Origin of the sequence: Micromonospora sp. LA-10, from assembly GCF_051853095.1 — a bacterium.
Lineage (GTDB): Bacteria > Actinomycetota > Actinomycetes > Mycobacteriales > Micromonosporaceae > Micromonospora > Micromonospora echinospora_A.
Map to the genome: position 1 here is coordinate 796,161 of NZ_CP195710.1, position 26,464 is coordinate 822,624.

23 protein-coding genes and 1 pseudogene are annotated in these 26,464 nt (G+C 72.2%); 9 read left to right on the top strand and 15 right to left on the bottom strand.

What is annotated here, in order from left to right; genetic code table 11:
* Nucleotides 1-127: 127 nt before the first annotated feature.
* The 4 genes from ACSDG8_RS03890 to ACSDG8_RS03905 all read right to left on the bottom strand — a co-directional run bounded on the left by ACSDG8_RS03890 (nt 128) and on the right by ACSDG8_RS03905 (nt 5,601).
* Complete coding sequence (locus ACSDG8_RS03890; RefSeq protein ID WP_439427661.1) at nt 128-1,321, bottom strand: alanine--tRNA ligase-related protein; 1,194 nt, start codon at nt 1,319-1,321, stop codon at nt 128-130.
* A gap of 460 nt (nt 1,322-1,781) precedes the next feature.
* The gene (locus tag ACSDG8_RS03895) at nt 1,782-3,185 is read right to left on the bottom strand and encodes a glycosyltransferase family 4 protein (RefSeq protein WP_210891110.1); all 1,404 of its coding nucleotides are present in this window, start codon (nt 3,183-3,185) and stop codon (nt 1,782-1,784) included.
* A 169-nt stretch (nt 3,186-3,354) separates the two neighbouring features.
* Nucleotides 3,355-4,494: a fatty acid desaturase family protein gene (locus ACSDG8_RS03900; protein ID WP_210891108.1), complete on the bottom strand. Its 1,140-nt coding sequence runs from the start codon at nt 4,492-4,494 to the stop codon at nt 3,355-3,357.
* A 15-nt stretch (nt 4,495-4,509) separates the two neighbouring features.
* On the bottom strand, nt 4,510-5,601 hold the full coding sequence (locus ACSDG8_RS03905; RefSeq protein ID WP_210942671.1) for a ferredoxin reductase: 1,092 nt from the start codon (nt 5,599-5,601) through the stop codon (nt 4,510-4,512).
* 83 nt (nt 5,602-5,684) lie between these two features.
* Between ACSDG8_RS03905 and ACSDG8_RS03910 the strand changes: the two genes are divergently transcribed.
* From ACSDG8_RS03910 to ACSDG8_RS03925, 4 genes are all read left to right on the top strand, one after another.
* On the top strand, nt 5,685-6,908 hold the full coding sequence (locus tag ACSDG8_RS03910) for a PucR family transcriptional regulator (RefSeq protein ID WP_210942672.1): 1,224 nt from the start codon (nt 5,685-5,687) through the stop codon (nt 6,906-6,908).
* 107 nt (nt 6,909-7,015) lie between these two features.
* Nucleotides 7,016-8,005 (top strand): Acg family FMN-binding oxidoreductase, encoded by a 990-nt coding sequence (locus ACSDG8_RS03915; protein WP_210942673.1) that lies wholly within the window; start codon nt 7,016-7,018, stop codon nt 8,003-8,005.
* 43 nt (nt 8,006-8,048) lie between these two features.
* The gene (locus ACSDG8_RS03920; protein WP_210942674.1) at nt 8,049-8,783 is read left to right on the top strand and encodes a serine/threonine protein kinase; all 735 of its coding nucleotides are present in this window, start codon (nt 8,049-8,051) and stop codon (nt 8,781-8,783) included.
* A gap of 563 nt (nt 8,784-9,346) precedes the next feature.
* On the top strand, nt 9,347-9,517 hold the full coding sequence (locus ACSDG8_RS03925; RefSeq protein WP_013285860.1) for a hypothetical protein: 171 nt from the start codon (nt 9,347-9,349) through the stop codon (nt 9,515-9,517).
* A 56-nt stretch (nt 9,518-9,573) separates the two neighbouring features.
* On the opposite strand, the gene ACSDG8_RS03930 is transcribed toward ACSDG8_RS03925, so the two are convergent.
* Entirely contained in the window at nt 9,574-9,837 is a 264-nt protein-coding gene (locus tag ACSDG8_RS03930; RefSeq protein ID WP_241826423.1) for a hypothetical protein, read from the bottom strand.
* Nucleotides 9,838-9,869: 32 nt separating this feature from the next.
* Complete coding sequence (locus ACSDG8_RS03935) at nt 9,870-11,654, bottom strand: N-acetylglutaminylglutamine amidotransferase (protein WP_210891607.1); 1,785 nt, start codon at nt 11,652-11,654, stop codon at nt 9,870-9,872.
* A gap of 235 nt (nt 11,655-11,889) precedes the next feature.
* On the opposite strand from ACSDG8_RS03935, the gene glnA reads away from it, so the two are divergent.
* Nucleotides 11,890-13,314 (top strand): type I glutamate--ammonia ligase, encoded by a 1,425-nt coding sequence (gene glnA / locus ACSDG8_RS03940; protein WP_210891099.1) that lies wholly within the window; start codon nt 11,890-11,892, stop codon nt 13,312-13,314.
* A gap of 81 nt (nt 13,315-13,395) precedes the next feature.
* On the opposite strand, the gene ACSDG8_RS03945 is transcribed toward glnA, so the two are convergent.
* A complete protein-coding gene (locus ACSDG8_RS03945) occupies nt 13,396-13,548 on the bottom strand; it encodes a hypothetical protein (RefSeq protein ID WP_307856167.1) in 153 nt (50 codons plus the stop codon).
* A pseudogene (locus tag ACSDG8_RS03950) lies at nt 13,549-13,668 on the bottom strand (hypothetical protein); the annotation flags it as partial.
* Nucleotides 13,669-13,709: 41 nt separating this feature from the next.
* On the opposite strand from ACSDG8_RS03950, the gene ACSDG8_RS03955 reads away from it, so the two are divergent.
* The gene (locus ACSDG8_RS03955) at nt 13,710-14,183 is read left to right on the top strand and encodes a transposase (protein ID WP_247677985.1); all 474 of its coding nucleotides are present in this window, start codon (nt 13,710-13,712) and stop codon (nt 14,181-14,183) included.
* A gap of 780 nt (nt 14,184-14,963) precedes the next feature.
* Here the strand turns inward: ACSDG8_RS03955 and ACSDG8_RS03960 are convergent.
* Nucleotides 14,964-15,341, bottom strand: coding sequence for a transposase family protein (locus ACSDG8_RS03960; RefSeq protein WP_307856159.1), 378 nt, complete (start codon nt 15,339-15,341; stop codon nt 14,964-14,966).
* Between the two features lie 726 nt (nt 15,342-16,067).
* On the opposite strand from ACSDG8_RS03960, the gene ACSDG8_RS03965 reads away from it, so the two are divergent.
* Nucleotides 16,068-17,099, top strand: coding sequence for a glutamate--cysteine ligase (locus tag ACSDG8_RS03965; protein WP_247677983.1), 1,032 nt, complete (start codon nt 16,068-16,070; stop codon nt 17,097-17,099).
* 46 nt (nt 17,100-17,145) lie between these two features.
* Here ACSDG8_RS03965 and ACSDG8_RS03970 read toward each other — a convergent pair whose 3' ends face one another.
* Nucleotides 17,146-17,973: a PIG-L family deacetylase gene (locus ACSDG8_RS03970; protein ID WP_210891095.1), complete on the bottom strand. Its 828-nt coding sequence runs from the start codon at nt 17,971-17,973 to the stop codon at nt 17,146-17,148.
* Nucleotides 17,974-18,046: 73 nt separating this feature from the next.
* Here ACSDG8_RS03970 and ACSDG8_RS03975 point away from each other — a divergent pair, with 73 nt between their 5' ends.
* A complete protein-coding gene (locus ACSDG8_RS03975) occupies nt 18,047-18,760 on the top strand; it encodes a hypothetical protein (RefSeq protein WP_210891093.1) in 714 nt (237 codons plus the stop codon).
* 58 nt (nt 18,761-18,818) lie between these two features.
* On the opposite strand, the gene ACSDG8_RS03980 is transcribed toward ACSDG8_RS03975, so the two are convergent.
* The 5 genes from ACSDG8_RS03980 to ACSDG8_RS04000 all read right to left on the bottom strand — a co-directional run bounded on the left by ACSDG8_RS03980 (nt 18,819) and on the right by ACSDG8_RS04000 (nt 25,892).
* Entirely contained in the window at nt 18,819-21,635 is a 2,817-nt protein-coding gene (locus tag ACSDG8_RS03980; RefSeq protein WP_210891091.1) for a glycosyl hydrolase family 95 catalytic domain-containing protein, read from the bottom strand.
* A gap of 155 nt (nt 21,636-21,790) precedes the next feature.
* Nucleotides 21,791-22,804, bottom strand: a complete 1,014-nt coding sequence (locus ACSDG8_RS03985) for a nitroreductase (protein ID WP_210891089.1) — start codon at nt 22,802-22,804, stop codon at nt 21,791-21,793.
* Between the two features lie 2 nt (nt 22,805-22,806).
* Entirely contained in the window at nt 22,807-23,889 is a 1,083-nt protein-coding gene (locus tag ACSDG8_RS03990; protein ID WP_210891087.1) for a hypothetical protein, read from the bottom strand.
* Nucleotides 23,886-24,326, bottom strand: a complete 441-nt coding sequence (locus ACSDG8_RS03995) for a DUF4188 domain-containing protein (RefSeq protein WP_210891085.1) — start codon at nt 24,324-24,326, stop codon at nt 23,886-23,888. Before ACSDG8_RS03995 ends, ACSDG8_RS03990 begins: the two co-directional genes overlap by 4 nt.
* 3 nt (nt 24,327-24,329) lie before the next feature.
* Nucleotides 24,330-25,892: a phenylacetate--CoA ligase family protein gene (locus tag ACSDG8_RS04000; protein WP_210891083.1), complete on the bottom strand. Its 1,563-nt coding sequence runs from the start codon at nt 25,890-25,892 to the stop codon at nt 24,330-24,332.
* Between the two features lie 161 nt (nt 25,893-26,053).
* Here ACSDG8_RS04000 and ACSDG8_RS04005 point away from each other — a divergent pair, with 161 nt between their 5' ends.
* A complete protein-coding gene (locus ACSDG8_RS04005) occupies nt 26,054-26,464 on the top strand; it encodes a hypothetical protein (protein WP_210891081.1) in 411 nt (136 codons plus the stop codon).

The window sequence follows — 26,464 nt, forward strand, 5'->3', positions numbered from 1 at the left end:
CTCCTCACGGCGGCGTCCGCTTCCCTCGCGTGGCGTCCGCCTCCGAGTCTGGCACCGGCCCGGCCGGGCGGCCACCGCTGCGCCGGCTGCTGCCGCCCGGCCGGCCCTTGCTCACCCCGGCTGCTGCTCAGCTGGTCTCGGCGAGCAGGCCGTCGACCAGGTCGCGGGGCAGCCCGTGGGTGTCGTGCAGCCAGTGGTAGTCGCGCTCGGTCAACGGGCCGCGCTCCCGTACCCGGTCGACAAGGGGCCGTCCGCGTCGCAGCAGCCCACGGAAGCGGCGCTCCTCGTCCACGAGCGTCGCGTGCAGCGAGCCGACGTCGACCGGCGGCGTGCCCGGACCGGGCAGTTGGCGGAAGCGACGCAGCGTGTCCGCGTACAGCTCGGGCGGCAGCCCGCCGAGGCTGCGCGCCGGGTCGTCGCGCCACAGCACCGTCAGCGCGCGGCGCAGCAGCCGCCGCAGCACGTACCCGCGACCGGTGTTGCCGGGGCGTACCCCGTCACCGAGCACGACCACCGCGGACCGCAGGTGGTCGGAGACCACGCGCAGGTCCTCACCGCGCAGGTCCCACCGGTCGCGGACCGCGTCCACCCACGGCCGCAGTCCGTCGCCGGTGAACACGGACCGGTCGCCGCGCAGCACCATCTCCAGCCGTTCCAGGCCCATACCGGTGTCGATGCTGAAGTGCGGCAGCGGCGTGAGCCGCCCGTCGGGGTGCCTGTGGTAGCGCATCTGCACGTGGTTCCACACCTCCACCCAGCGCGCGTCGGTACTGGGTGTGCCGGTGGGCGGGCCGTCGCCGGTCCACACGAAGATCTCCGAGTCCGGTCCGCAGGGACCGGTCGGGCCGTTGGACCACCAGTTGTCCTCGCCCAGCGCCTCCACCGGCACGCCGAGCCCGGTCCAGGTGTCCCGCGCGATGTCGTCCGGGCCTTCACCGCTGCCGCCACCGAAGACCGTGGCGTGCAGCCTCTCCACCGGGATGCCGAACCCGTCGGTGAGCAGGTCGAAACCCCAGCGGAGGCTGGTCGCGATGTCGTAGTCGCCGAGCGACCAGGAGCCGAGCATCTGGAACACGGTCAGGTGCGTGTCGTCGCCGATCTCGTCCAGGTCCGTGGTGCGCAGGCACCGCTGCACGTTCGCCAGTCGCCGTCCGCCCGGGTGCGGTCGCCCCAGCAGGTACGGCGTGAGCGGGTGCATGCCGGACGTGGTGAACAGCACCGGGTCTCCGGGCGGCGGAATGAGTGAAGTCTCCGGCGCGTCCCGATGGTCGTGCCGGTGGTAGTGGTCGAGGAACGTCCGGGTGATGTCGTCGGGTGTCATGGCGGGTGCCTTCCGGGTACGGGTGACCGGACGGCCCGCCGCGCGCGCTTCACAGCGTCGACACGACGACGCCGGCGGACCGTTTCCGGTCGCCGGCGTGGGTGTGGGGCAGGTTCAGGCGGCGGCAACCGGCGAGCGGGAAGCTCGCGCGGCCGCGGCGGTAAAGGTGCGCCTGCTCTGCATACACCGACGGTAGCCCGGCCCGACTGTCCCGCCCAGCCCTTTTCCGCGTGCCCCGCGCGCCCCGCACCGCGCCCCGCGCGCCCCACGTGCCCCGCGCGCCCCGCACCCCGGCCCGCGCAAGATCAACACCACTTCCCCGAAATGGAGGGTTTACCGGCACTCGGATGCCGCCACTTCCCCGAACTGGAGTTGACCATGGCCGCCCCAAGGCGGGGGTGGAACGTCATGGGTGTCAAAACGGGCCGGAGACACCCGTGGTGTTCCACCGGAGCTGGCGTCAGCGGGTGGGAGTGAGCAGGCGGCGGTAGAGCGCGTCCAGGCGCTCGGCCTGCGCCCCCCACGTCCACCCGGGCAGCGGCGAGTCCGGGCCCTCGTAGGCGGCGCGGTAACGGGCCGGGTCAGCGAGGACCGCCCGGACCGCGCGGGCCAGGTCGGCGGCGTCACGGGCGCGGAACACCTCGCCCTGGCCGGTGGCGCGGACCGTATCGGCCATGGTGCGTACGTCGCTGACCACGATCGGCAGCCGCGCGTGCGCGTACTCGAAGAACTTGGTGATCAACGCGATCTCGTGGTTGGGCCAGTGGTGCAGCGGGATCAGCCCGATGTCGGCGGTAGCGAGGAACGCGACGAGCTGGCGGTGCGGCACGTACGGCAGCACGTGCAACCGGTCACCCACCCCGTGCCGGGCCCCGCGGGCGACGACCTGGCGGACGTAGGCGGCGTCCGGGGCGGCGACGACAAGCGCCAGGTGTACGCCGGGCAGCAGCGGCAACGCCTCGACCACCGTGTCCACGCCGCGCTGGACCGCCATCGCCCCGCTGTAGACGAGCAGCGGCGTGCCCTGGGGCAGACCGCACCGCTTCCGCAGGTCGGGGGCGTCCTCATCGAGGGCGGCGGTGACCGGGGCGTTGAGGATCACGGTCGGGCGTTCGGGCAGGGCGTGGTCGCGTACCAACAGGTCGGCGAGCGTGTCGGAGACGGTGACCACCGCGTCGGCGTGGCCGACGTACTCGCGGACGTAACCGAGGTGGGCGGGCAGCCAGCGGACGTTGTCGCTACGCGGTCGCGCGCCGGGCAGCCACTCGTGCGCGTCCCAGACCAGCTTGATGTCGCGTCCGGCGGCGCGGGCGCGGTCCACGGCGCGGGCGGCCACGCCGAGCATCCGGAAGTCGTGCGCGTGGATCAGGTCGGGGCGCAGGTCGTCGACGACCGGTCCGGTGACCCGTTCGTAGTCCCAGAGCCCCGGCTCCAGCTGCCGCCAGGCCCCGTCGCGCAGCCGGGCGCGCCAGTAGCGGACCTCGGCGTTCTCGACCGGCCGGCGGGCCAGTCGCGCCGCGCGCAACGGCAGCCCGCCCCGGGCCAAAAGCCGAGCCCGCAGTCCGGACACGCCCCGCAGGCCGGAGCCGCCGCGCGAACCGATGTCCCGGCCCGAAGCGGAGACGCCGCCCCCGAGACCGGAAACGCCGGCCGGTGCGGCGGCGAGCGGCAGGACGCGTACCTCGGCGTCGCCGAGCCGCCAGCGGCGTTCGGCGTCGACGTGGGCGCAGCCGATCAGCGTGACGTGCCAGCCGGCGTCGGCGGCCGAGCGGGCCGCCTTCTGCACCCGCGAGTCACAGTCGACCGCGTTGTCGACGAGCATGACCACGCGCCGGCGGAGCCGCGTCGTGTCGTCGCGCCGCATCGGCGTTCCACCCCTTCACCCGTACGCCCGGACGGGCGCGAGTGTACGGGGACGCGGGGCTGTCTCGACGGCCGCGAAACCGGCTCTGAGCTGCGCGGATGCCGACTGTGCAGCGGATGGTCAGGTGCCGGCCGGTGGAAGTTCACCGGCCGTGCACCGAACGGGCGGGTCAGGCCGTGCCGGAGGAGGCGAGCTGGGCCGGGGCGACCGGCTGCCGGCTGTCGTTGCGGTTGGGCAGCGACAGGCGGATGACCTTCCACCAGGCGGAGGCGACCTGCTTGGGCAGCGGGCCGGTGGTGTAGTGCAGGCCGTACCTGTCGAACAGCGCCCGCACCTGCGGCGCGATCTCCTGGTAGCGGTTGCTGGGCAGGTCGGGGAAGAGGTGGTGCTCGATCTGGTACGACAGGTTGCCGGTCATGATGTGCAGCAGCCGGCTGCCGCTGATGTTGGCCGAGCCGAGCATCTGGCGCAGGTACCACTCGCCGCGGGTCTCGCCCTCGATGGAGGTCTTCTCGAACGTCTCCACGCCGTTGGGGAAGTGCCCGCACATGATCACGGAGTGGCTCCACACGTTGCGCAGCAGGTTCGCGGTGAACGTGGCGGCGAGCGTGGTCAGGAACGACGGGCCGGACAGCAGCGGGTGCACCACGTAGTCCTTGAGCACCTGGCGGCGGATCTTGCGGCCGACCGCCCGGGCCTTGGCCCGGAACTTCGGGTCCTTGAGCCTGCGCTGCTTCAGGTGGTCGCCCAGCTCCATGTCGTACGCGGCGATGCCGTACTCGAAGAACGCGGCGTTGAGCAGGTTCCACAGCGGCTGCCCGAGGTGCATGGGGTGCCACGGCTGGTCCTCGTCGACGCGCATGATGCCGTACCCGAGGTCGTTGTCCTTGCCGACGACGTTGGTGTAGCGGTGGTGCAGCTCGTTGTGCGACTGCTTCCACTGGTCGGCCGGGGAGACGTGGTCCCACTCCCAAGTGGTGGAGTGGATCTTCGGGTCGCGCATCCAGTCCCACTGGCCGTGCAGGACGTTGTGCCCGATCTCCATGTTCTCCAGGATCTTGGCGACCGTGAGGCCGGCCGTGCCGACGATCCAGGCCGGCGGGAACAGCGAGAACAGCAGGACCGCGCGACTACTCATCTCCAGTGTCCGCTGGGTCTTGACCACCTTGCGGATGTAGCGGGCGTCCCGCTCCCCCCGGTCGGCGAGTACCCGGTCCCGGATCGCGTCCAACTCCTTGCCGATGATCTCGATGTCCTCGGCGCTCAGGTGGGCGATCGGGTTGACGGCCTTCTTCTGGATGACGGTCACGTTGGGTGGCTCCTGTCAGAGATCGATGTCGCAGGTACCGGCGGCGGCCGACACGCACGTCTGGACGAGCACGCCGTCCCCCGGTACGGCCGTGGTGACGTCGCCGTTGCGCAGGTCGCGGACGGCGCCCTGGCGCAGCGGTACGACGCAGCCGAAGCAGATGCCCATCCGGCATCCGGAAGGCATCAGCACTCCGGCGTTCTCCCCCGCGTCGAGCAGGGTGGTGGCGCCGTCGGACTCGACGGTCACCCCTGCTCCGGTGAACGTCACAGTGCCTCCCTCGCCCGGCGTGATCACCGTCGGGCGGAACCGCTCGGTGTGCAACCGCTCGACGAGGCCGTTCGAGGACCAGTACCCCTCAACCGCGTCGAGCATGCCGATCGGTCCGCACGCCCACGCCTCCCGGTCGAGGTGGTCGGGCACCAGGGCGGCCAGTTCGGCGACGTCGAGCAGGCCGTCGGTGTCGGTGTGCCGCTCGACCAGCCGCAGCACGCCGCGTTCGGCGAGCGCGCGCAGTTCCGCGCCGAAGATGACGTCGTCGCGGGTGGGCGCCGAGTGCACGAGCACCACGTCGGCCCGGTCGGCCAGCCCGGAGCGCAGCATCCCCATGACCGGGGTGATGCCGCTGCCGGCGGTGACGAACAGGACCCGCTCGGGCGTCGCGCTCGGGAGCACGAAGTCGCCCTGGGCCTGGTCGAGGTGGATCAGCGTGCCGGGCCGGACCCGGCGGACCAGGTGGTTGCTGACCTTGCCGTCGGGGATGGCCTTCACGGTGACGCTGATCCGGCCGTCCGCGGCGTCCGGCGCCGAGGTGACCGAGTACGCGCGCCACTGGCGCACGCCGTCGACGTCGACGCCGAGGCGGATGTACTGCCCGGGCAGGTGCCCCTGCCAGGCGCGGCCGGGCTGGATCACCAGCGTGGCCGCGTCGCGGGTCTCCGGGCGGACCGCGACGATCTTGCCGCGCAGCGGGGCGCCGGCGCGCAGCGGCGCGATCAGGTCGAGGTAGTCGTCGGGCAGCACCGGCGTGGTGACCGCTCCGGCCAGCCGCAGCAGCCTGTCCCGGAAGGTGACCTTCTGAGGGCGGCGGGAGGCAGTTGTGGTCATATGACCAGCGTGACCGCCAGATCGCATAACATCTTGACCGACAAAGGTGAAAAGGTCGCGGGTTTTTGTTCGGAGGGAACAACATGACGTTGGAGACCGGCACCGGGCAGCGCGCCGCGCACCTCAACCTCGAGGCCGGGATGGCCGCGACGCTGCGCAACCGGCTGCCGATGGTCGCCGAGCGGACCGTCTCCGCGATCACCGCCGAGGTGCCGGACTACTCCGGCGCGCTCACCGGCGCCATGCGGGCGAAGATCGAAAACGCGGTACGCATCGCGCTCGGCACGTTCCTCCAGCTCATAGAGGGTACCCAGGCGTTCGACCCGAGCACTCCCCTGGCCCCGGCCCTGGAGGCCGCGTACGCGCTGGGCAGCGGCGAGGCCCGCTCGGGGCGGAGCATGGACGCGCTGCTGGCCGCGTACCGGGTGGGCGCCCGGGTGGCCTGGCGCGAGGTGTCCACCACGACGGTACGCAGCGGGCTCTCCGCCGCGACGGTGGCCGAGTTCGCCGAGTTGATGTTCGCCTACATCGACGAGTTGTCGGCCGCGAGCGTGGCCGGGCACGCCGACGAGCTGGCCAGCGCCGGCCGGATGCGCCGCCGCAGCCTGGAACGGCTCACCCAGCAGTTGCTGGCCGGCGAGCCGGAGGAGTCGCTGCGGCGCAGCGCCGAACGCGCCGACTGGCCGCCGCCGCAGACGCTGACAGTGGTGCTGCTGCCCCGCCGCCACCTGCGCGCGGTGCTGGCGCTGCTCAGCCCGCACACGCTGGAGAGCGGCGAGGACCTGCCCGGCATGAACCCGGTCGAGGAACTGGCCGTACTGCTGGTGCCGGACATGCACGGCGGCCGGCGCCGCCAGCTCACCCGGCTGCTGCACGGGCACCGGGCGGTCCTCGGCCCGGCCCGCCCCTGGCACCGGGTCGCCGCGTCGTACCAGCGGGCCACCCGGGCGCTCGCGCTCGACCTCGGCGAGCCGGAGGCCGGACCGGTCGACACCGAGCGTCACCTGGCCACGCTGCTGCTCAGCATGGACCCGGAGGCCCTGGCCGACCTGCGTGCACAGGCCCTCGCGCCGCTGGCCGCGCTGCCTCCGGCCACCGCGCACCGGCTGGCCGAGACACTGCGGTCGTGGCTGCTGCACCAGGGACGCCGCGACGAGGTGGCCGCCGACCTGTTCGTGCACCCGCAGACCGTCCGCTATCGGATGGGCAAGCTCCGCGAGCTGTTCGGCGACCGGCTGCACGACCCCGCCACGGTCCTCGACCTCACCATCGCGCTGGCCGTACCCCCGGAGCCGGACGACACCTGACGCCGCGCCGGGGCGCACGGCCCGGTGCGGCCGGGACCTCCGGCCCTGTCCGCCCGCGACGGCGGCGGGCAGGGTCGGAAGGGGACGAGCGAGCAAGGAGGGCCGCCATGAACAGCGCATCGACCGACCAGGACCCGAGGGTACGGGTGCTGGAGGCGGCCGCCCGGCAGTCCCTGCACGCCCCGTCGGTGTTCAACACCCAGCCCTGGCGCTGGCGGATCACCGGCGACGCGCTGGAGCTGCGCGCCGAGCCGGACCGGCAGCTCACCCACACCGACCCGGACGGCCGGCTGCTGATGCTGAGCTGCGGCGCCGCCCTGCACCACGCGCGCGTGTCGCTGGCGGCGTTCGGCTGGGCGGCGGCGGTCGAGAGGCTGCCCGACCCGGCCGACCCGTCGTTGCTGGCCCGGCTGCGCACGACCGGCCCGACCGACCTGGACGTGCCTGCGGGCCGGCTGGTCGACGCGATCCCGGGCCGCCGCACCGACCGGCGGGCGTACGGCGACCGGCCGGTGCCGGAGGCGGTGCTGGCCCGGCTCGGCGACGCCGTCGAAGGCGAGGGCGCCCACCTGCACGTGGTCCGGCCGGACCAGATGCCGATGCTCGCCGTGTCCACGGGCCGTGCCGCCGAGGCGGAGCTGGCCGACCCCGCGTACCGGGAGGAGCTGAACCGGTGGACCAACCGGCCGCCGGGCAGCGGCGACGGCGTGCCCGCCACCACCGCCGTGCGGCCCTCCCCACGACGGGTGCCGCTGCGTGACTACGCGCCCGGCGGGGCGGCGGGGCTCAGCGCGGGCACGGACTTCGACCGCGGCGCGGCGTACCTGATCCTGTTCGGCGAGGGCGACGAGCCGGCCGCCTGGTTGCGCGGCGGTGAGGCGCTGTCGGCGCTGCTGCTCACCGCCACCGCCGAGGGGCTGGCCAGCGCGCCGCTCAGCGACGCCGTCGAGCTGGCCTGGCCGCGCCGCATGATGCGTGAGCTGCTCGCCGACATCGGCGACCCGTACCTCGTCGTGCGCGTCGGCTGGGGTCCGGAGGCCGAGCTGCCGCCCGCGCCCCGCCGGGCGCCGGCGGACGTCATCGAGGTGGTGGACTGACTGCGGTGACCGGTGCGGTCCCGTTTCGTCGTAGCCTCGACGCGTGTGGAATCTGGATCCGGCCGCCGCGTTCGTGGTCTTCGGGGACCAGGACTCCGGGTGCGTCTCCTACGGCGTGGAGTCGGCGGGCCGGCGCTGGTTCGTCAAGCGGGCCGGGACGGCCGCGGCACGGGTGTCGCTGACGCGCGCCCTGGGCCTGCACGCCGCGGTCCGGCACCCCGCGCTCGTGCGGCCCGAGCTGGTACGCGACGGCGCCGACGGCCCGACCGTCGTGTACCCGTGGCGCGACGGGGTCGTGCTCAACCACGCCACCGTCCACGGCAGCGACCGGAGCGGGCTGGCCCGCTTCCAGCGGCTCCCGGTCGCCGAGGTACGCGCGGCGCTGGATGCGATCCTCGACGTGCACGTGGCGGTGAGCGCGGCCGGGTACGTCGCTGTCGACCTGTACGACGGCTGCTTCCTCTACGACTTCGACGCCCGCCGGATGTGGCTGATCGACCTGGACGAGTACCGGCCGGGGGCGTTCGTGCTCGACTCCGACCGGCTGCCCGGGTCCCACCGCTACATGTCGCCGGAGGAGCTGACCCGGGGCGCGACCATCGACGAGCGCACCAGTGTGCACGCGCTCGGCCGCACGCTGCACCACCTGCTCGACGGCCCGTCCGGCTGGCGCGGCACCACCGCGCAACGCGCGGTCGTCGATCGGGCCACGCGCGCCGACCCGGCCGCGCGGCACGCCACCGTGGCCGCCCTGGTCCGCGACTGGCGGGCCGCCTGACCCTACTCCGGCTGCCGCCTTCACCGGCCTCAGGCGAACCGCACCCGAACCGAGTCGTGACTTTCCGTCACCTCGACCCTGATCCAGCATGTCGTCACAGTGAGTGAGGAGCGGTTTCCCGAGCGAATGCACCGCCTTTTCGCGGGCACCGCACTTGGGCAGGGAAATTGCTCAACTGGCCGCCGGCGACGCTGTTGCCTCTTCGGCGACTTTGCTCTGCAGCCTCATACGCAGCGGTAGCCGTGAGTTATCGCCGCGCCGATGGCTGCAGAGCAAAGTGGCCCGAGGTGAACCACGCGGGCGCAGCTCCGGCACTACGTTCCGTGACGGCGACCGCCGACGCGGCGGGACGACCAGGGGCCGGCGTCGGACATCGGCACGCCGGCACGCCGGCCACGACGGCGTGCGCGAGCCTCAGTCGATCGCACGGTTCGGACCGCGACCGGCCAGACCTGCGACCGCGGGGCAGCCGTCGGGCGGAAACCCGCTCCCGGGGCCCGTCCGACGCATAGCGTGAGGCGAGGCGGCCTGCCCGGGGCGCCGGTGAGCGGAGGGAGAACCCGGTGACGGAGCCGGAGGAGGAGCAGGAGAAGACCCGCAAGACCGATCGGGTGCTGTTCTCGCCCGACGGCGACCCGCACCACACGCTGGCCGAGGCGCCCCAGCCGGACGAGCATCTGCCGCCCACAGTCACCCGTGACGGCCACACGGACGTGCTCGACGACGAGCAGTGAGCGCGCGAACCCGCCCGGCCGACCGGGCGGGTTCCGGCGGCCGAAGAGGAGCAGCCTCAGACCGGCGGGATGCCGGAGCGGCCGATGTCCGACATGTCGTCGCCGATCTCGGTCCGGGTGCCGGCCACCGGCCCGGCGGTCGCCCCGGTCCGGTCCTCGATGCAGGCGTCACCCAGCGCGTGCATCATCTCCCCCACCGCGGCGAGCGCGGCGCCCTTGTCCGGGCAGGGCTGCCCGGTGGCGAGCACCCGTCCGTCGCCGCCGACCACCGTGAATCCCACGGTGCCGTCGGCTTCGCTCTCGATGACGAACTTCACCATGCTCCTCTCGCCGCCGCGGGCCGGCCGGCCCTTCAGCTCACGCCGTGCGACTGCAACCACAACTCCAGCAGGCCCAGTTGCCACAGCTTGTTGCTGCCGGCGGCGGCCTGTGCCCGATCCGGCTCGGCCAGCAGCTCGTCGACGTACTCCCGGCGGAACAACCCGCGCCGGCGCGCCTCGGGCGCGCTGAGCGCCTCGACCACCAACTCTCGCACGGGCCCGTCGACGTTGCGCAGCGCCGGCACCGGGAAGTAGCCCTTGGGCCGGTCGATGACCTCGGCGGGCAGCACCTCCCGGGCCACCTCCTTGAGCACGCCCTTGCCGCCCTGCGCCAGCTTGTGCTCGGGCGGGCAGGCCGCGGCGAGCGTCACCAGGTCCTGGTCCAGGAAGGGCGTCCGCACCTCCAGCCCCCACGCCATGCTCATGCTGTCGACCCGCTTGACCGGGTCGTCGGGCAGCATCAGGTGCGTGTCCAGGCGCAGCACCGCGTCCACGGCGGTCTGGGCGCCGGGCGCGGCCAGGTCCGCGGCGACCAGCTCGCCGCTGGCGTCCCGATCGCAGGCGTACGCGGGGTCGACCACCCGGTTCAGCCCGGCGTGGTCGCGGTCGAAGAACGCGGCGGTGAACTCGGTAGCGGCGTCCTCGCGGGCCGCGTCGGCCAGCCGGTGGTGGTAGCCGTAGCCGGCGAACACCTCGTCGGCGCCCTGGCCCGACTGTGCCACCTTCACGTGCCGGGCGACCTGCTCGGAGAGCAGGTGGAACGCCACCACGTCGTGGCTGCCCATCGGCTCGGTCATGGCCGCCACTGTGGCGCGTACGGCCGGGCCGAGATCGCCGTCGGCGAGCTGGATGCGGTGGTGGTCGGTGCCGAACGCGCGGGCGACCAGGTCGGAGTAGTGGAACTCGTCGCCGGCCTCGTCGCCGCGGCTGTCGAAGCCGATGCTGAACGTCTGGAGGTGGTGCTGGCCGGCGCCGTCGAGCAACGCGACGATCATGCTGGAGTCGAGGCCGCCGGAGAGCAGCACCCCGACCGGCACGTCGGCGACCAGCCGGCGGCGTACGGCGGTGCGCAGCGCGTCCCCGACGGCGGCCCGCCAGTCGGCGGCGTCCATGCCGTCGTGGGCCCTGTCGCGCCGGTACTCGGGCCGCCAGTAGACGCGCTCGCTGCTGTGCCCGTCGGCGTCCACCACCCGGACGGTGGCCGGGGGCAGCTTGCGTATCCCGCGCAGGATCGTGCGCGGCGCCGGCACGATCGAGTGCCAGGACAGGTAGTGGTGCAGCGCGACCCGGTCGATGCCGGTGTCGACGTCGCCCCCGGCCAGCAGCGCCGGCAGCGTGGAGGCGAACCGGAGCCGGCCCGGGGACTCGGCGAGGTACAGCGGTTTGATGCCGAGCCGGTCGCGGGCCAGCACGAGGCGCCGGCGCCGCCGGTCCACGAGCGCCACGGCGAACATGCCGACCAGGTGGTCGACGAACCGCTCCCCCCACTGCGCGTACGCCACCAGGATCACCTCGGTGTCGCTGGTGCTGTGGAACGTGTGCCCGGCGGCGCGCAGTTCGTCGCGCAGCTGCGGGTAGTTGTAGACGCAGCCGTTGAACACGAGCGCCAGCCCGAGGTCGTCGCGGACCATCGGCTGGGCGCCGGCCTCGGACAGGTCGATGACGGTGAGCCGGCGGTGCCCCAGCGCGACCCAGCCGTCGTCCCACGCGCCCTCGCCGTCCGGGCCGCGTGAACGCATGGCCGCTGTCATCCGGTTCACCGCGTCGGTGTCGGGGGTGGCCCCGTCGAACCTGGCCTCACCGCTGATCCCGCACATCTCAGCGCCCACCGGTCAGTCGCGGAGCACCCACCATGCCAACCTCCCGCCGCGTCGTCTCCCCCGGGCGGTCCGCCGGGGAAGCGGACTACCCGGGGTGTGGCGCAGGAAACCCGGATGGGCGGTTGGCGAGCCGGGCGCGGCGAGCCGTCGTACGGTGGCGGTACGGGCCATGTCCCCGGGCGGTCCGGCCACGGGACGTGGCCAGGATCAACGACGCCTGCCAGGAGGACGTGTGTTCGCCAATTCCGAGGAACTCCTGCGATACCTCGCCAACGAGGACGTGAAGTTCGTCGACGTACGTTTCTGTGACCTGCCCGGCGTGATGCAGCACTTCAACCTGCCGGTCGAGTCGTTCGACGACAGCGTGTTCACCGACGGCCTCGCCTTCGACGGCTCCTCGATCCGCGGGTTCCAGGCCATCCACGAGTCCGACATGCTCCTGCTGCCGGACGTCGCCACCGCCTTCATCGACCCGTTCCGGGCCCAGAAGACCCTCGCGCTGAACTTCTTCATCCACGACCCGTTCACCCGCGAGGCCTACTCCCGCGACCCCCGCAACGTCGCCAAGAAGGCCGAGGCCTACCTCGCCGCCAGCGGCATCGCCGACACCGCCTACTTCGGCGCCGAAGCCGAGTTCTACATCTTCGACTCCATCCGCCACGAAACCTCCGCCCACCAGTCGTTCTACTACATCGACTCGATCGAGGGCGCCTGGAACACCGGCCGGATCGAAGAAGGCGGCAACCGCGGCTACAAGACCGCCTACAAGGGCGGCTACTTCCCCGTGCCGCCGGTCGACCACTACGCCGACCTGCGCGACAGCATGGTCCGCCGGATGGTCGACGCCGGGTTCACGGTGGAACGGTCACACCACGAGGTCGGCACGGGTGGGCAGTCCGAGATCAACTATAGGTTCTCGACGTTGCTGCACTCGGCCGACCAGCTCCAGCTCTTCAAGTATCTGATCAAGAACGAGGCGTGGGCGCACGGCAAGACGGCCACGTTCATGCCCAAGCCGCTCTTCGGTGACAACGGCTCCGGCATGCACACCCACCAGAGCCTCTGGCGCGGCGGCGAACCGCTGTTCTACGACGAGACCGGCTACGCCGGCCTGTCCGACACCGCCCGCTGGTACATCGGCGGCCTCCTGCACCACGCCCCCTCGCTGCTGGCCTTCACCAACCCGACCATCAACTCCTACCGCCGGCTCGTCCCCGGCTTCGAGGCGCCGGTCAACCTGGTCTACTCGCAGCGCAACCGCTCCGCGTGCACCCGTATCCCGGTCACCGGCAGCAACCCGAAGGCCAAGCGCGTCGAGTTCCGGGTCCCCGACCCGTCGGCGAACGTCTACCTCGCCTTCTCCGCGATGCTCATGGCCGGTCTCGACGGCATCAAGAGCAAGATCGAGCCGCCGGCGCCGATCGACAAGGACCTCTACGACCTCCCGCCGGAGGAGTGGGGCGACGTCAAGCAGGTGCCCGGCTCCCTGTCCGAGGCGCTGACGGCGCTGGAGGCCGACCACGACTACCTGCTCGACGGGAACGTCTTCACCGCCGACCTGATCTCCACCTGGGTCGACTGGAAGCGGGCCAACGAGGTCGACCCGGTGCGCCTGCGCCCGACCCCGCACGAGTTCGCCATGTACTACGACTGCTGAGCCTGATCAAGGCTCTGACCTGGACCAACAGGATCACTACTGATCTTGGGTACAGGTTGGGTACAACCTCACGGACGGCGGTCATGCCCGGCTCACAGCCGGCGTGGCCGCCGTTTCGTGTTGGCCGAGCGCACCGTCGATGAGCAGCCGGGTCCGGTCGAGCACGTCCGGCCACTCGTGCACGTAGGTGTTGAGCGTGATGGTCGGTGTGCTGTGCCCCAACGCGAGCTGCACCGTCTTCACCGACGCGCCCGCGTGGATCAGGACCGTCGCGTAGTGGTGCCGTAGTCCGTGAATCCCCCACCGCGCCGGCAGCCCGACGGCTTCCCGGGCACTCGCTGAACCTGCAACCACGGTCCGGTAAAGCGTGGAAACCGCAGGGCCGGCCGGTCCGCCTGCGGGCGACCTATCACCGTGACCTCGGTGCCCGGCACATGATCGCCAACCTTGACCTGTCCACCGGGAAGATCCACTACCGGATCCGGGACCGGAAACGCTCGGGTGAGTTCCTGGACTTCCTCAAGAGCCTGCGCCGGCGCTGGCCCGGCCAGGCGCTGCACCTGATCCTGGACAACTTCTCCCCGCACAAGCATCCCAGCGTCCGGGCCTGGTGCGCCGCCAACCAGGCCGAGTTGGTGCTCCTGCCGACCTACAGTTCCTGGTTGAACTGGATCGAAGCCGAGTTCACCGCCCTGCGCTACTTCGCGCTCAACGGCACCGACCACCGCACCCACACCCAACAAGACACTGCGATCGGCGACTACATCCGCTGGCACAACCAACGGCGCCAACCCGAAAACCGGATACGCGACCAACTCCAAGATCCGGCACCCGGATTACCCGTTCAAGGCTGCATGACGAGGCACTAGGTCAGGCGACCAGACGCGACGGGCGAACCAGTGCCAGCACGCATCTACTGACCCTGATTCGCCCGTCTTCGGCCCACCCTACAAATGCAGAGCCGCCGGAATCCACACGTCGAAACTGTCGCAGCGCATAAGGTGGTCAGCTTTCACTAACAGGTAATGCTACGAATGTAGGCGTTATCCCAGTCGGTAATTTTGACCCACATACTGGAAAGTCCTCGCCTGTCAAAAACGAACTGCGAACCGCTCGCGCCGCCCCAGTTACCGACAACCCGACAACCCGCATAAACGCGGAACGCATCAGTGTCGTAATACTTCGAATACCCGTACGTGCTGTCGCCCCGGCCAAGGTTCATCATCGCGCCAGCTTTGGTGGTGCTCCAACCATTCGGGCACCACGACGACGGCAGATTAGTGCTGTAGTTCCGGGTGCCCGTACCCGACCAGCAGTTGGCGACCGCGATGCTCTGCGATGCCCCGTTGGTGACAACACCCCCACACCCCGGGGTACTACACGTCCCAGCCGCAGCCGGACTCACAGAAACTGACAGGAAAATCCCGCAGGCCGCGATAGCCGCGAATACGTAAGACCCTATCCGTTTACGCATGCCCATAACCAAAACAACCTCCCCGTATTGAAGTGGACGTCAGGTTATCCGAAGATCGACGGCCCCGCAAGGACGGCAGCGCCAGGATTGTCGTCAATGGGGTGATCTCGACCAGCCCCCGGTAGACAGGTTCTTGCGACGGAATCTGATACCAGGAAGGACCCCGCGTGATCGCTTATCGTGCCATCCTCGACGTCCCCAGGGAACTCGTGCAGCACGTGGCGCGACTGCTACGCGCCGACCGTCTCGCCACGCGGCGATCACCGCGGTCAATTGGTCCGGATTCAGCGCCTGTAGCAGCCGGCGGAGCATTGCCTCCGACGGACGCCGCTGCGGGTCGATACCCAGCAAACTGTGCGGTGTCCGCCGGTAGGTCCGCGACCCACTCACCGATCGCCGCGTACGAGCGGCAGCCGGCCACCACCGCGCAGACCACCGCCGCGACCACGCTGGTCAGCGCGTGGCGTACTCCCCGGCGGGCGCGCGGATCCGGTAGGTCCACCAACGCCGCGAGCAGCCCGGGAGCACAAGGGGGCGACTGGCGATTGGACACGTCCTACGGACCGGTGTACGTCAATCTCAGCCGAGCGCTGGGACCGGGCCGGCAAGACGATACGTTCACCCCCGTTTGGCCGCTGCCGCCACGGTTCAAGGAGACCGGGCGGAATGATGCCTCCGGCGGATAGGGCCTCCGGCCCTACGACCCGCGGATAGCCTCCGGCGGCCGGGGCTACTCGCCCCGAACCCTCGGCGACTCTGGGATGCCCCGGCAGCGACCGGGTACCCGTCGCACACCGGAGGCCACCAGACCGCGACGGGATGCCACACCGGTCAACATCGGAACCGCTCGCACAACACCACCCCATGATCATTAGGTACACGAGGGGTACAGATGCCGCCTGGAAACAGTGGATAACGATGGAAATTGATATACGGCATACGGCCTGCTCAGCGGCTTGATCGACGCCCCTCCCCCAGGTCAGCCGCCATGCGCGGTTAATTCGCCATGTACTACGACTGCTGAGCGACCCCACCGCCCCCGCCACCCGCGGGGGCGGTGGTCGGCGGAAACGGCCTCGGGACGGCCCCCGGCCTCGTACCGTCGAGACATGACTCCGCCTCACGACGACACGCCGACCGTTCCGTGCCGGTGGAGCCGTCGGTGAGGCCGCGGCCCACCACCACCACCGCCACCACCCCGACACCGGAGATCCCCACCGTCCTGACCCTCGGGGTGGAAGAGGAGTTCCTGCTGCTGGACCCGGTCACCGGCGAGAGCATGCCGGTCGCCGACCGGGTCCGCGACGCGCTCTCCGGAACCGCCCGAGAGCAGAGCCGGCAGGAGTTCCGGCACAGCATGGTGGAGATGGTGACCCCGGTCAGCCCCGACCTCGGTCAGCTCCGCGAGCACCTGGTCACGCTGCGCCGGGCAGCTGCCCGGGCGGCCGGGGCGGCCGGGGCGCGACTGGTGGCCGTCGGCGCCACGCCGGTCTGCGAGGCCCACCGCACCGTGCCCGACGAGCAGCGCTACCACGACATGTCCCGCCGGTTCGGCCCGGTGGCCCACGATCCCGCGGTCTGCGGCTGCCACGTGCACGTCGGCGTGCCCGACCGGGAGCTGGCCGTGCAGGTCTGCAACCACCTGCGTCCGTGGCTGCCGGTGGTGCAGGCGCTCACCACCAACTCGCCGCTGCACGACGGGCGGGACACCGGGCACGCCAGCTGGCGCTCGATGCAGCTGGAACGGTGGCCGAGCATCGGACCGACGCCGCACTTCCACTCCGCCGCCGACTACGACGCCACGGTCCGGGACCTGATCACCGCCGGCATCATGCTCGACGCCGCGATGGTCTACTGGTACGCCCGCCCGTCGGCGTCGTACCCCACAGTGGAGATCCGCGTCGGCGACGTCTGCCCCACAGTCGACGACACGGTCCTGATCGCCGGGCTGGTCCGGGCGCTGGTCGCCACCGCGATCGGCGACGTACGCGACGGCGTGCCGGCCCAGCGCATCCGCGACTGCCTGGTCGCCGCCGCGCACTGGCGGGCCGCACACGACGGTGTGGACGGTGACCTGATCGACCTGCGTGCCGGGCGGCCCCGGCCCGCCTGGGACCTCGTCGGCGACATGCTCGACCTCGTCACGCCCGCGCTGACCCGCCACGGCGACCTGGACCTGGTCCGGCACCAGATGGACCGGGTACGCCACGAGGGCACCGGCGCCACCCGGCAGCGTCAGGTCATGGCCGACACCGGCGGCGACGTCCGCGTGGTGCTCGCGCACCTGGCCGCGCAGACCGTCGCGGCCTGAGATGAGCGGCCCGGCCGACGACACGCCGGACCGGGCCGGCGGCCGCTCAGCGCAGCCCGGCGAACAGGTCGTCCTCCGGCGTCGGCGCGCCGGTGGTGTCCCGTACGCGCACGAACGTCTCCATGCCCATCAGCTCGGTGAACCGCTCCTGCCCCAGCCGCAGGAAGAAGATGTTCTCCGCCTGGCTGGCGTGCGCGGCCAGCGAGGCGAACTTCTGCCCGCCGTAGCCGCGGGTGTCGACCCAGGTGGTGATCTCGTCGTCCGGCAGGCCCAGCGCCGGCATCTCGTCGGTCGCCTCCGGCTCGGGGAACTCCACCCCGATCTCGCGCATGACGGTGCCGAACTGCTGAAACGCGCTGCGCGGCACGGTGGTCCAGTAGACCTTGGCCGGGATGCCGGTCTGCTCGACGGCGGCCATCGTGATCCGGTGCGCCTGGATGTGGTCGGGGTGGCCGTAGAAGCCGTTCTCGTCGTAGGTGACCACGACGTCGGGGCGGTAGCGCCGGATCAGCTCGGCCAGCCGGCCGGCCGCCTCGGCCACCGGCGTGTTCCAGAACGCGCCGGGCGCGTCGTTCGTCGCCCAGCCCATCATTCCGGAGTCGCCGTAGTCGAGCGTCTCAAGGTGGGTCACCTTGAGCGCCTCGCAGCTGGCGGCCAGCTCGGCACGGCGCATCTCGACCACGGCCTGCGGGTCGTGCCCGGGGTCGTCCGGCTTGATCCCGCCGGGACCGTCGCCGCACCCCCCGTCGGTGCACGTCACGAGCACCGTGGTGACGCCCTCGGCCGCGTAGCGGGCCAGGACGCCTCCGGTGCTCGTCGCCTCGTCGTCGGGGTGCGCGTGCACCGCCATCAGGGTCAGGGATCGATCCGTCACCCCGTCACCATACGAGCAACGGCCGACGAACTAGCATTGCCCGGTCCGCAGACCGCGACGGAAGCGAGGCGCGATGGGTTGGCTCCAGCGGTTGCTCGGCGGCGGACGGGTCGAACTGGACCCCACACGCCAGCAGGAGCTGCTGCGGGACGTCCGGCAGTCCTACGGGGCGCACGCCCGCCTCCGGTTCCCGGACCAGGTGGACGCGATCACCCGGCTGCTGTCCGATGACGACGGTCTCGTGGTGGCCGCCGGCATCGTCTGCGAGGCCGCCGATCAGGCCCACGCCGACCTGCAGTGCCAGGCGCAGGAGGTGTTCCGGCGTACCGGGAGGCGGCTGCTTGTGCACCGCCGCAACTACCGGCCCCTGTGGAAGGAGGCCGGGCCCGCGCTGCGCTGGCCGCTCGGCGCGCTACCCAGCGGGCTGCACCCGTACGCGCAGGTGGCCGGCGCCGTGGCGGCGGTCGGCGGGCGGGCCGACCGGCTGGACAAGGTGACCGACCCGCAGCCGTTCGTGACGCGGCTGTTCGAGGTGCTCGACCTGACCACCGTCGGCTGGGAGTTCGGCCGGGTGCGGGTGGACACCGACAGCGCGTCGCTCGTGGAGCGGCTGACGGACACCGGCGCGCGGGTGCTCGCGACGATGGACGACCCGCCCCGGCTGCCGCCGGCGGTGCGGGAGATGATGCGCCGCAACCACCGCATCGCCGTGTACGACCCGGCCGGCCCCCGGGTGGTCGGCGAGCTCAATCTTGGCGCGCGGCTGCGCGAGACGCTGCTGGCCTGACCGGCCGCACGCCCCGCCCCGGCCGGGTGGCCGCGGCGGGGACGTGCCGCGCGGGCGGTCAGGTGGTCGTGCAGGTGATGTTGGTCGGCGGGTTGTTGGCACCGCCGGCCGTGCCGATGAAGCCGAACGTGGTGGAGCCGCCGGCCGGCACCGAGCCGTTGTAGTCGACGTTGCGCACCGTCACGTTCGCGCCGTTCTGGGTGTGCGTGCCGCTCCAGATCTGGTTGATCACCTGCCCGTTCGGGAACGTCCAGGACACCGTCCAGCCGCGGATCGCGGTGGCGCCGGCGGTCACCGTGACCTCGGCCTGGAAGCCGCCCGACCAGGAGCCGGTGACCGCGTACGTGGCACGCGCGCCGGACGGCGCCGGCGAACTGGTCGTCGGAGTCGGCGTCGGGGTCGGAGTCGGAGTCGGCGAGGACGTCGGTGTCACCGTCGGCGACGGTGTCACGCCCGGCCGGGCCGCGCGGTAGGTGTGGCCGGCGCGGACGGTGAGCGCCACGACGTCGGACTCCGGCCGGGTGGTGGCAGGTGTACTGCCGTCGGTGACGTCGGTGACGGTGAAGCTGCCGGTGAACAGCCGGGACCGCAGTCGCAGCGTGCCGTCGCGGTCGGCGCGGACGCTGATCTCGTCGGCCTGGCCGTTGCTCCAGGCCAGCCCCACCGTGTAGCCGCCCCGGCCGCGCAGCCCCGCCACCTGGCCGGCGGGCCAGGCGGTCGGCAGCGCGGGCAGCAGGTGCAGCTCGCCGGTGTGGCTGTGCAGCAGCATCTCGGCGATGCCCGAGGTGGCGCCGAAGTTGCCGTCGATCTGGAACGGCGGGTGCAGGTCGAACATGTTCGGCGCGAGCCGGTCGGTGCGTACCAGGTCGCGCAGGAGCTTGTGGGCGCGGGCGCCGTCCTCCAGCCGGGCCCAGAAATTGATCTTCCAGGCGAGGGACCAGCCGGTCCCGTCGTCGCCGCGCAGCTCCAGCGTCTTACGGGCGGCCTCGTACAGCGCCGGGGTGCCCCGCTTGGTGATCTGGTTGCTGGGGTGCAGTCCGTACAGGTGGGAGACGTGCCGGTGGGTGCGCTCGGTCTCCACCCAGTCGGCGAGCCACTCCTGCACGTTGCCCCGGGAGCCGACGCGGCTCGGCGGCAGCCGGTCCTTGGCCGTACGCACCTGGGACCGGAACGTGGTGTCGACGCCGAGCGCCTCGCTGGCCCGGGCCGCGGCGTCGAACAGGTCACGCAGGATCTGGTTGTCCATCGTGGGCCCGGCGCAGACGCTCGCGTTCGCGTGGTGCGCCAGCTCCGGCGAGTTCGACGGGTTCGTCACCAGGTAGCCGAGCGTCGGGTGGGCGACCAGGGTGTCGAGGAAGAACTGGGCGGCGCCCTTGAGGGCCGGGTAGTTGGCCTGGAGGAATCCGCTGTCGCCGGTGAACAGGTAGTGGTCCCAGATGAGCGTGCTCAGCCAGGCCCCGCCGGTCTGCCACATGCCCCAGAACGCGCCGTCCACGACCGACGCGCCCCGCCAGGCGTCGGTGTTGTGGTGGGTGACCCAGCCACCGGCGCCGTACTGCGCCTGGGCGACCCGCGCGCCGGTGACAGTGAGGTCCTTGACCATGTCGAAGACCGGCAGGAAGCACTCGGACAGGTTCGTGGTGTCGGCCGGCCAGTAGTTCATCGGCAGGTTGGCGTTGACCGTGTACTTCGAGTCCCAGGACGGCGTCAGCGAGTCGTTCCAGATGCCCTGGAGGTTCGCCGGCTGGGTGCCCGGCCGCGACGAGGAGATCAGCAGGTACCGCCCGAACTGGAACAGCAGCGCGGCGAACTGCGGATCGTTGGTGCTCGCGTGCTGCGCGATCCGTACGTCGGTGGGCTGGTCGGCGGCGGCGGTGCGGCCCAGGTCGAGGGTCACCCGGTTGAACAGCGCCTGGTAGTCGGCGCGGTGCCGGGTGCGGAGCTGGTCGACGCCCACGCTCTTGGCGGCGTTCAGCCGGTTGCGGGCGAGCCCCTGGTAGTCGCCGTTGACGGTGCGGTAGTTGACGTAGCTGGACCCGATCGAGATCAGGACCGTCACGCTTGTCGCGCCGGACACCCGTAGCGTGCCGCCGGAGCTGCTGACCGTGCCACCGGTGACGGCGGCGTTGGCCAGCGCCAGGAACCGCACCGAGCCGTTGACGCCCTCCATCGAGCCGGAGATACCGTCGAGCGCGATGGTCGCGCCGTCCGGGCTGGACACGGTGGTCCGCTGCGGGCTGTCGAACGCGGCGGAGAACGTGATCGCGTTCGCCCGGTCGGCGGTCAGCCGGAGCACTATGACCTGGTCGGGGGCGCTGGCGAACACCTCCCGCTGGTGCCGTACGCCATTGAGCACGTACGTGGTGGTGACGGTGGCGGTGGTGAGGTCGAGCGTCCGGTTGTACTGCGTCGCCCCGCTCGCCGACCCGAAGGAGAGCCGGAGGTCGCCGACGGTCTGGTAGGCGAGCTGACCGCCGGGGCTGCCCATCATGGTCTGGTTGATCAGGTCCTGGGCCGAGGTCCACTGGTCGGCGAAGACGCGGCGGCGGATCTCGGCCAGGTTGGCCGCGCCCCGGGTGTTCGCCGAGTCGTACGGGCCGCCGGCCCACACGGTGTCCTCGTTGAGCTGGAGCCGTTCGGTGTCCATGTTGCCGAACACCATCGCGCCGAGCCGCCCGTTGCCGATCGGCAGGGCGCGCAGCCAGTCGGTGCCGGCCGGTTCGTCGTACCAGAGTGCCAGGTCGTTCGCGGCGAGCACCTGCGCCGGTGCCGCGGAGCCGGCGCGGGCGGCGGCGCTCCAGGCGGCCGGCACCAGCGCGGCGCCGGCGCCCGCCGCCGTGGCCTTGATGACGTTTCGTCGTGTCACTTCAGACATGGTTCTTCTCCCAACCACGCGGATCAGAGGCGGGTCCGGGCGCGTGACGCAGTCCTGTTATCGCTAACAGAACTGCCTCGCGCGCCCGGACGCCGTTTCCTGCCACTCCGCGCCCAGGGCTCCCGACCGGGCGACACGTGAGCCAACATGGACTCTCATGGATGAAGTGACACCGCGTCAAGGGGTGTTACCGCTAACAGGGATGATCCGTGCTGCACCCGGCGCGCCGAGCGGGGTGCCGGATCGGCCGGCCGGCCCACGCGGGCCACGTGCACGATCCGCTCCGGCGCCACGTCCAGCAGCGTCCCGAGCGCGTCCCGGGTCTCGGCCACGTCCACGAGCTGACTGAGCGGGTGCGCGGCCAGTCCGGCCGCGTGCAACGTCAGCCACGCCCGCATCAGCACCCGTCCGAACTCGACCTGCCCGGCCGCGTCCAGGTCCGGCGGCGCGATCAGCGCCAGCACGCCGCCGCCGCGCGCGAGCGGATCGTCGCCGGCGGCGAGCAGGCGCGGCAGCCCCAGGGGGCGCAACGCCGGGTACGCGGCCAGCGCCGCCCGCAGCCCGGTGGCCGCCGCCCGGCCCAGCCCGAGGCAGCGGTCACTGAGCCCGTCGGCCCGGTAGCGCGGGCACGCCCGGTCCAGGCGCAGCCAGCGGCGCAGCTCCGCGACCACCGCCGGCTCGGCGTACACCCGCTGGTCGGCGGTGCGCAGCAGCGCGCGCAGCCGTCCGGCCGCCGGCACGACGCGGGCCGCGCCACCGGCCCGCCGCACGACCGCGTCCACTGCGGCGACCACGCCGGCGTCCGGGCCGCCGGTGAACCGGCCCCGGTGGGTACGCCGGTCCCGCACGTCGGCGGCGCGGAACGGCGTGCGGTACGGCTGCCGTCCCGGGCGTAGCCGTCCGACCCGCCGGTCCGCCTCGTCGTGGTCGGCGGCCCAGTCCAGCCGTAGCCCCGCGTCGGCGGCGACGATCAGGCAGGTCTCCACGAACGCGCCCAGCGACAGTCGCAGATCCCGGCCGGTCGGGTCGCCCGCCGGCAGCGTGTCGGCCGGGTCCCAGCCGACGGTGACGGCCCAGTGCTCGTAGCGCAGCCGCCACGGCTGCGTGTTGTGGGCGCTCGGGGCCCGCCAGCACAGCGGCTCCAGCGCGCGGAACGCGGCGAGGTCCATGCTCACCGCTCCTTGGCGTAGAACGTATAGCCGTGCAGCGGGCGTCCGCCGAGGCGCCGGTACTGGGCCGCCGACGCCGGGTTGTCGCGTCCGACGTACGTGCTGCGCAGCGCCGTGTAGCCGCCGTCGTGCAGGTTGCGGTGCAGGTGCTCGGACAGCAGCCGCTGGTAGCCGCGCCCCTGGAACTGCGGCACCACACCCTTGACGATCAGCACCGCCTCCCGCCGGTACCGGCGGCGGGTCGCCAGCAGCCGCAGCTGGTTGACCGGGTTCAGGTCGCCGCGCACCGCGACCAGGAAGTCGCTGATGTCCGGCACGCAGAGCACGAACGCCACCGGGTGCCCGTCGCGGGTCAGGTAGAGCAGCAGCGACTCGTCGAGCAGATACGCCAGCCCGTCGGTCTGCCGCCGCAGCTGGGCCGCCGAGATCGGCGTGTAGTAACCGAGCTGGGCGAAGGAGTCGTTGAGCATCCCGCGCAGCAGGTCGAGCTGCGCGTCGAGCCGCCGCGTGTCCCCGTGGTGCAGTTCCAGCCGCGCGCCGTCCGGCTGCACCCCCATCGCGGGCGGCTGCCCGACCGGCGGCGGCACCGGGCAGACCCACGTGTCGGAGACGAACCGCCTGGTGAACCCGTTCTCCTCGTAGGCGTCCGGGTAGTACGGCGGGTTCCAGGCGCTGTCCACGAAACCCCGGTCGGCGTACCCGGCGGTGATCACTCCCCCGGCCTGGTTGGGCAGCAGCGCCACCGGCCCGAACAGCAGATCCCGGCCGGGCGTCGCGTGCGCGGCGATCGCGTCGAACAGCGGCCCGGCGGCCGGCGCGGTGAACTCGGTCAGCCCGAACAGCTGACACCGGCGGCCCAGCTTGGCGTCGAGGTCCGCGTCGGTGTGCAACGTGGTCCGCCCGGCCACGGCGCCGGCGGCGTCGCGCAGCACGTACATCGGCACGCCGTCGCGCCACCAGCGGCGGATCTGCTGCCGGGGCGTCGGCACGTACCGGGGCTCGCCCGCGTACAGCCAGTCGGTGAGGGTGAGGAAGTCGCGCAGGCCACGCCGGCCGGTGACCCGCTCGAACCGGTGGCCGGTCACCGGCGCACCGCCGGCCCGGTCGTCTCCGCGCCCAGCGGCGTGAACTGCTCGATGTGGCCCATCGCGCCGTCCTCGGCCCGCCACGCGCCGTTGGAGTAGCCGTCCGGGGAGGCGGTGTAGAGGCGGATGAAGCCGGCGGTGGCGTTGCGGGTGCCGTCGGTCAGCCACATCATCAGCTTGCGGTGGTGCCGGGTGCGGGCGAAGCGCAGCAGCGCGTCCCGGTCGGTGAAGAACGCGATGGTGCCGAGCGTCAGCGGGAACTGCCAGTAGACGGTGTGCCAGCAGTAGCCGGACATCCGGCGCATGTCCCGCACCATCCGGATCCAGTCCGGGGCCAGGCGCAGCAGCACCAGCGGGTTCGCGTACCGGGTGGCGCCGATGAACATGGCGCCGGCGCGGGCCTGCGCGGGGGCGCGGGAGAAGTCACGGGTACGCATCGCTCACCTCACCAGGTAGACGTTCTTCAGCTTTTCCATGCCGGCGAACGGGCCGCCGCCCGGCTCGTGCAGCTCGACCCGCAGGTCACCGGCGGTCGGGTCCTCCACCAGGGACTGCGCGAAGTCCCGCGACACCGAGGTCAGGTGCGCGCGTACCCCGTCGCGGCAGGCGTCGGCGAGCGCCGCGCGGGCCGCGGCGTCCAGCGGGCGGCGCAGCTCGACGTGGATCACCGGCCGGGTCTCCAGCGTCGCGTCCTCCTGCAGCGCCAGGCAGAACCGGCTGATCTCGGCGGCGTACGGGTTGCCGGTGTAGAGGCCGTACTCGACGTCCTGCGGGTAGAGGTTCGCGCCCAGGTAGGACACCGTGGAGTCGCTGCGGCCGAACAACAGCAGCAGCGGCAGCGTCATCCGCTCCTCGGACACCGCGGTACGGAACTCGGCGCGGCGCACCGGGTCGGCGTGCGCCAGTTCCACGATCCGCCGGTACGGCACCAACAGCGCCTCGTCGCCGACGTTGTAGCGCAGCCGGGGCTGGAGCACGTGCGGGCCGGTGACGGTGCAGAGCAGTTCCCGCCGCTCGTTGGTCTCCAGGTAGGTGGCGAACGGGTTGTACTGGAACACCATCGGCAGCCGCTGCTCGCCGCGGCCGAGCAGTTCCGCGCGCAGTCCCGCGTCGGTGCGCAGCCGCCGCCGCAGCCATACGGTGAACCGGGTCTCCGCGCCGATGCCGATGGTCAGGTCCGACGCCCCGTACGCCGAGCGCACCCGCACGAACCGCTGTTCCAGGTAGTCGCGCAGCGCCTCGGTCATCCCCTCGCCGCCGCAGCTGGCGAAGATCCGGTACCGCGACCAGGGGAAGTCCTCGGCGTCGAGGCGGTCCCGCAGGTGCTTGAGGAACGGCGGGTACGCGGTCACCAGGTAGTCGTGGCCGGGGCCGAACTCGCGCAGCGTGTCCACGATCTTCCCCAGGTCGGGGCCGGTGTTCTTCACCGTTGCGATCCGGGCCATCGCCGCGCCGGTCGTGGTGCCGGTCGCCCAGGCGCCCATCGAATACGCGTTTATGACGAACGGGCGGCGCATCGGGAACGCCAGCCCGGTGTACCCGGCGATGTCGCGGTGCACAGCCCGCAGCTCCCGCTCGCCGCGCGGCCAGTTGAACGGCCGCCCGGACGAGCCCGCCGACTCGTCGACCACCACGCCCCGCTCCGGCAGCCGTCCGTCCCGGCACCGGGCGGAGGAGTCGTACGCCATCACGTACCCGCGCTTGTCGGTCTCCGGGAAGTCCCGCAGCCGGCGGCGCAGCCCGCCCGGGCGGGCCCGCAGGAACGCCTGGTAGGCGGGCACCCGCCGGGCGGCCCGCACGCAGGTCGACCGCGCGTTCGCGGCGGCGAGCCGGTCCAGGACCGGGTGGTGGCGCCGGGCCAGCCACCGCCAGCCGGCGGGGTGGTGGGCGATGAGCCGGGCCATCGCGGCGACGGCGCGGCCGGCGGGGGCCAGCGCGGCCTCGGCGGGCAGCGGCATGTCGACGGTACGTGCAGCGGCGTGTCGGTGCAGCGTCTCGGCCATGACAAGAATCCTGTCGGCGCCGCGACGCCCGCACATGAGCGACGGAACGGTACTGCGCTGAGTACCCGTACCCAGTGACGACGCCGTCCGGATCGGACACGCTCAGTCACCATGGCGACACTCGCCTGGTGCGTCGTCGCTGGTCCGGTGACACTTCGCCCATGACAGACGGCAAGCGTGAGCGCACGAACGAACGCTTCGAAAAGGTGGCCGAGGAGACCTCGGAGACCGTGACCCACGCGGCCACGGTGCTGGAGGAGGAACTCGCGGCGGGGCTGGCCGGCGCCCGGCGGCTCGAGGAGAAGCTGACCGAGAGCCGACGGGTGGACCCGGAGGCGTTCGACGAACTCGTCGCGCGGGTCCGCACCGACGGGCACGCCCTCATCGACACCGTGGTCGGGCAGCTGAAGATGGCCGACGAACAGCGCGGCGAGGTGATCCGCCGGTACACGTCGGACGCGCACGACGCGCTGGACACCGTACTCAATCTCGCGCGGCTGGCCCCCGAGGTCGCGAACGGGCTCGCGGACCGGCTGGCGTCGCCGGCCCCGAAGCGGCCGACGGACCGGTAG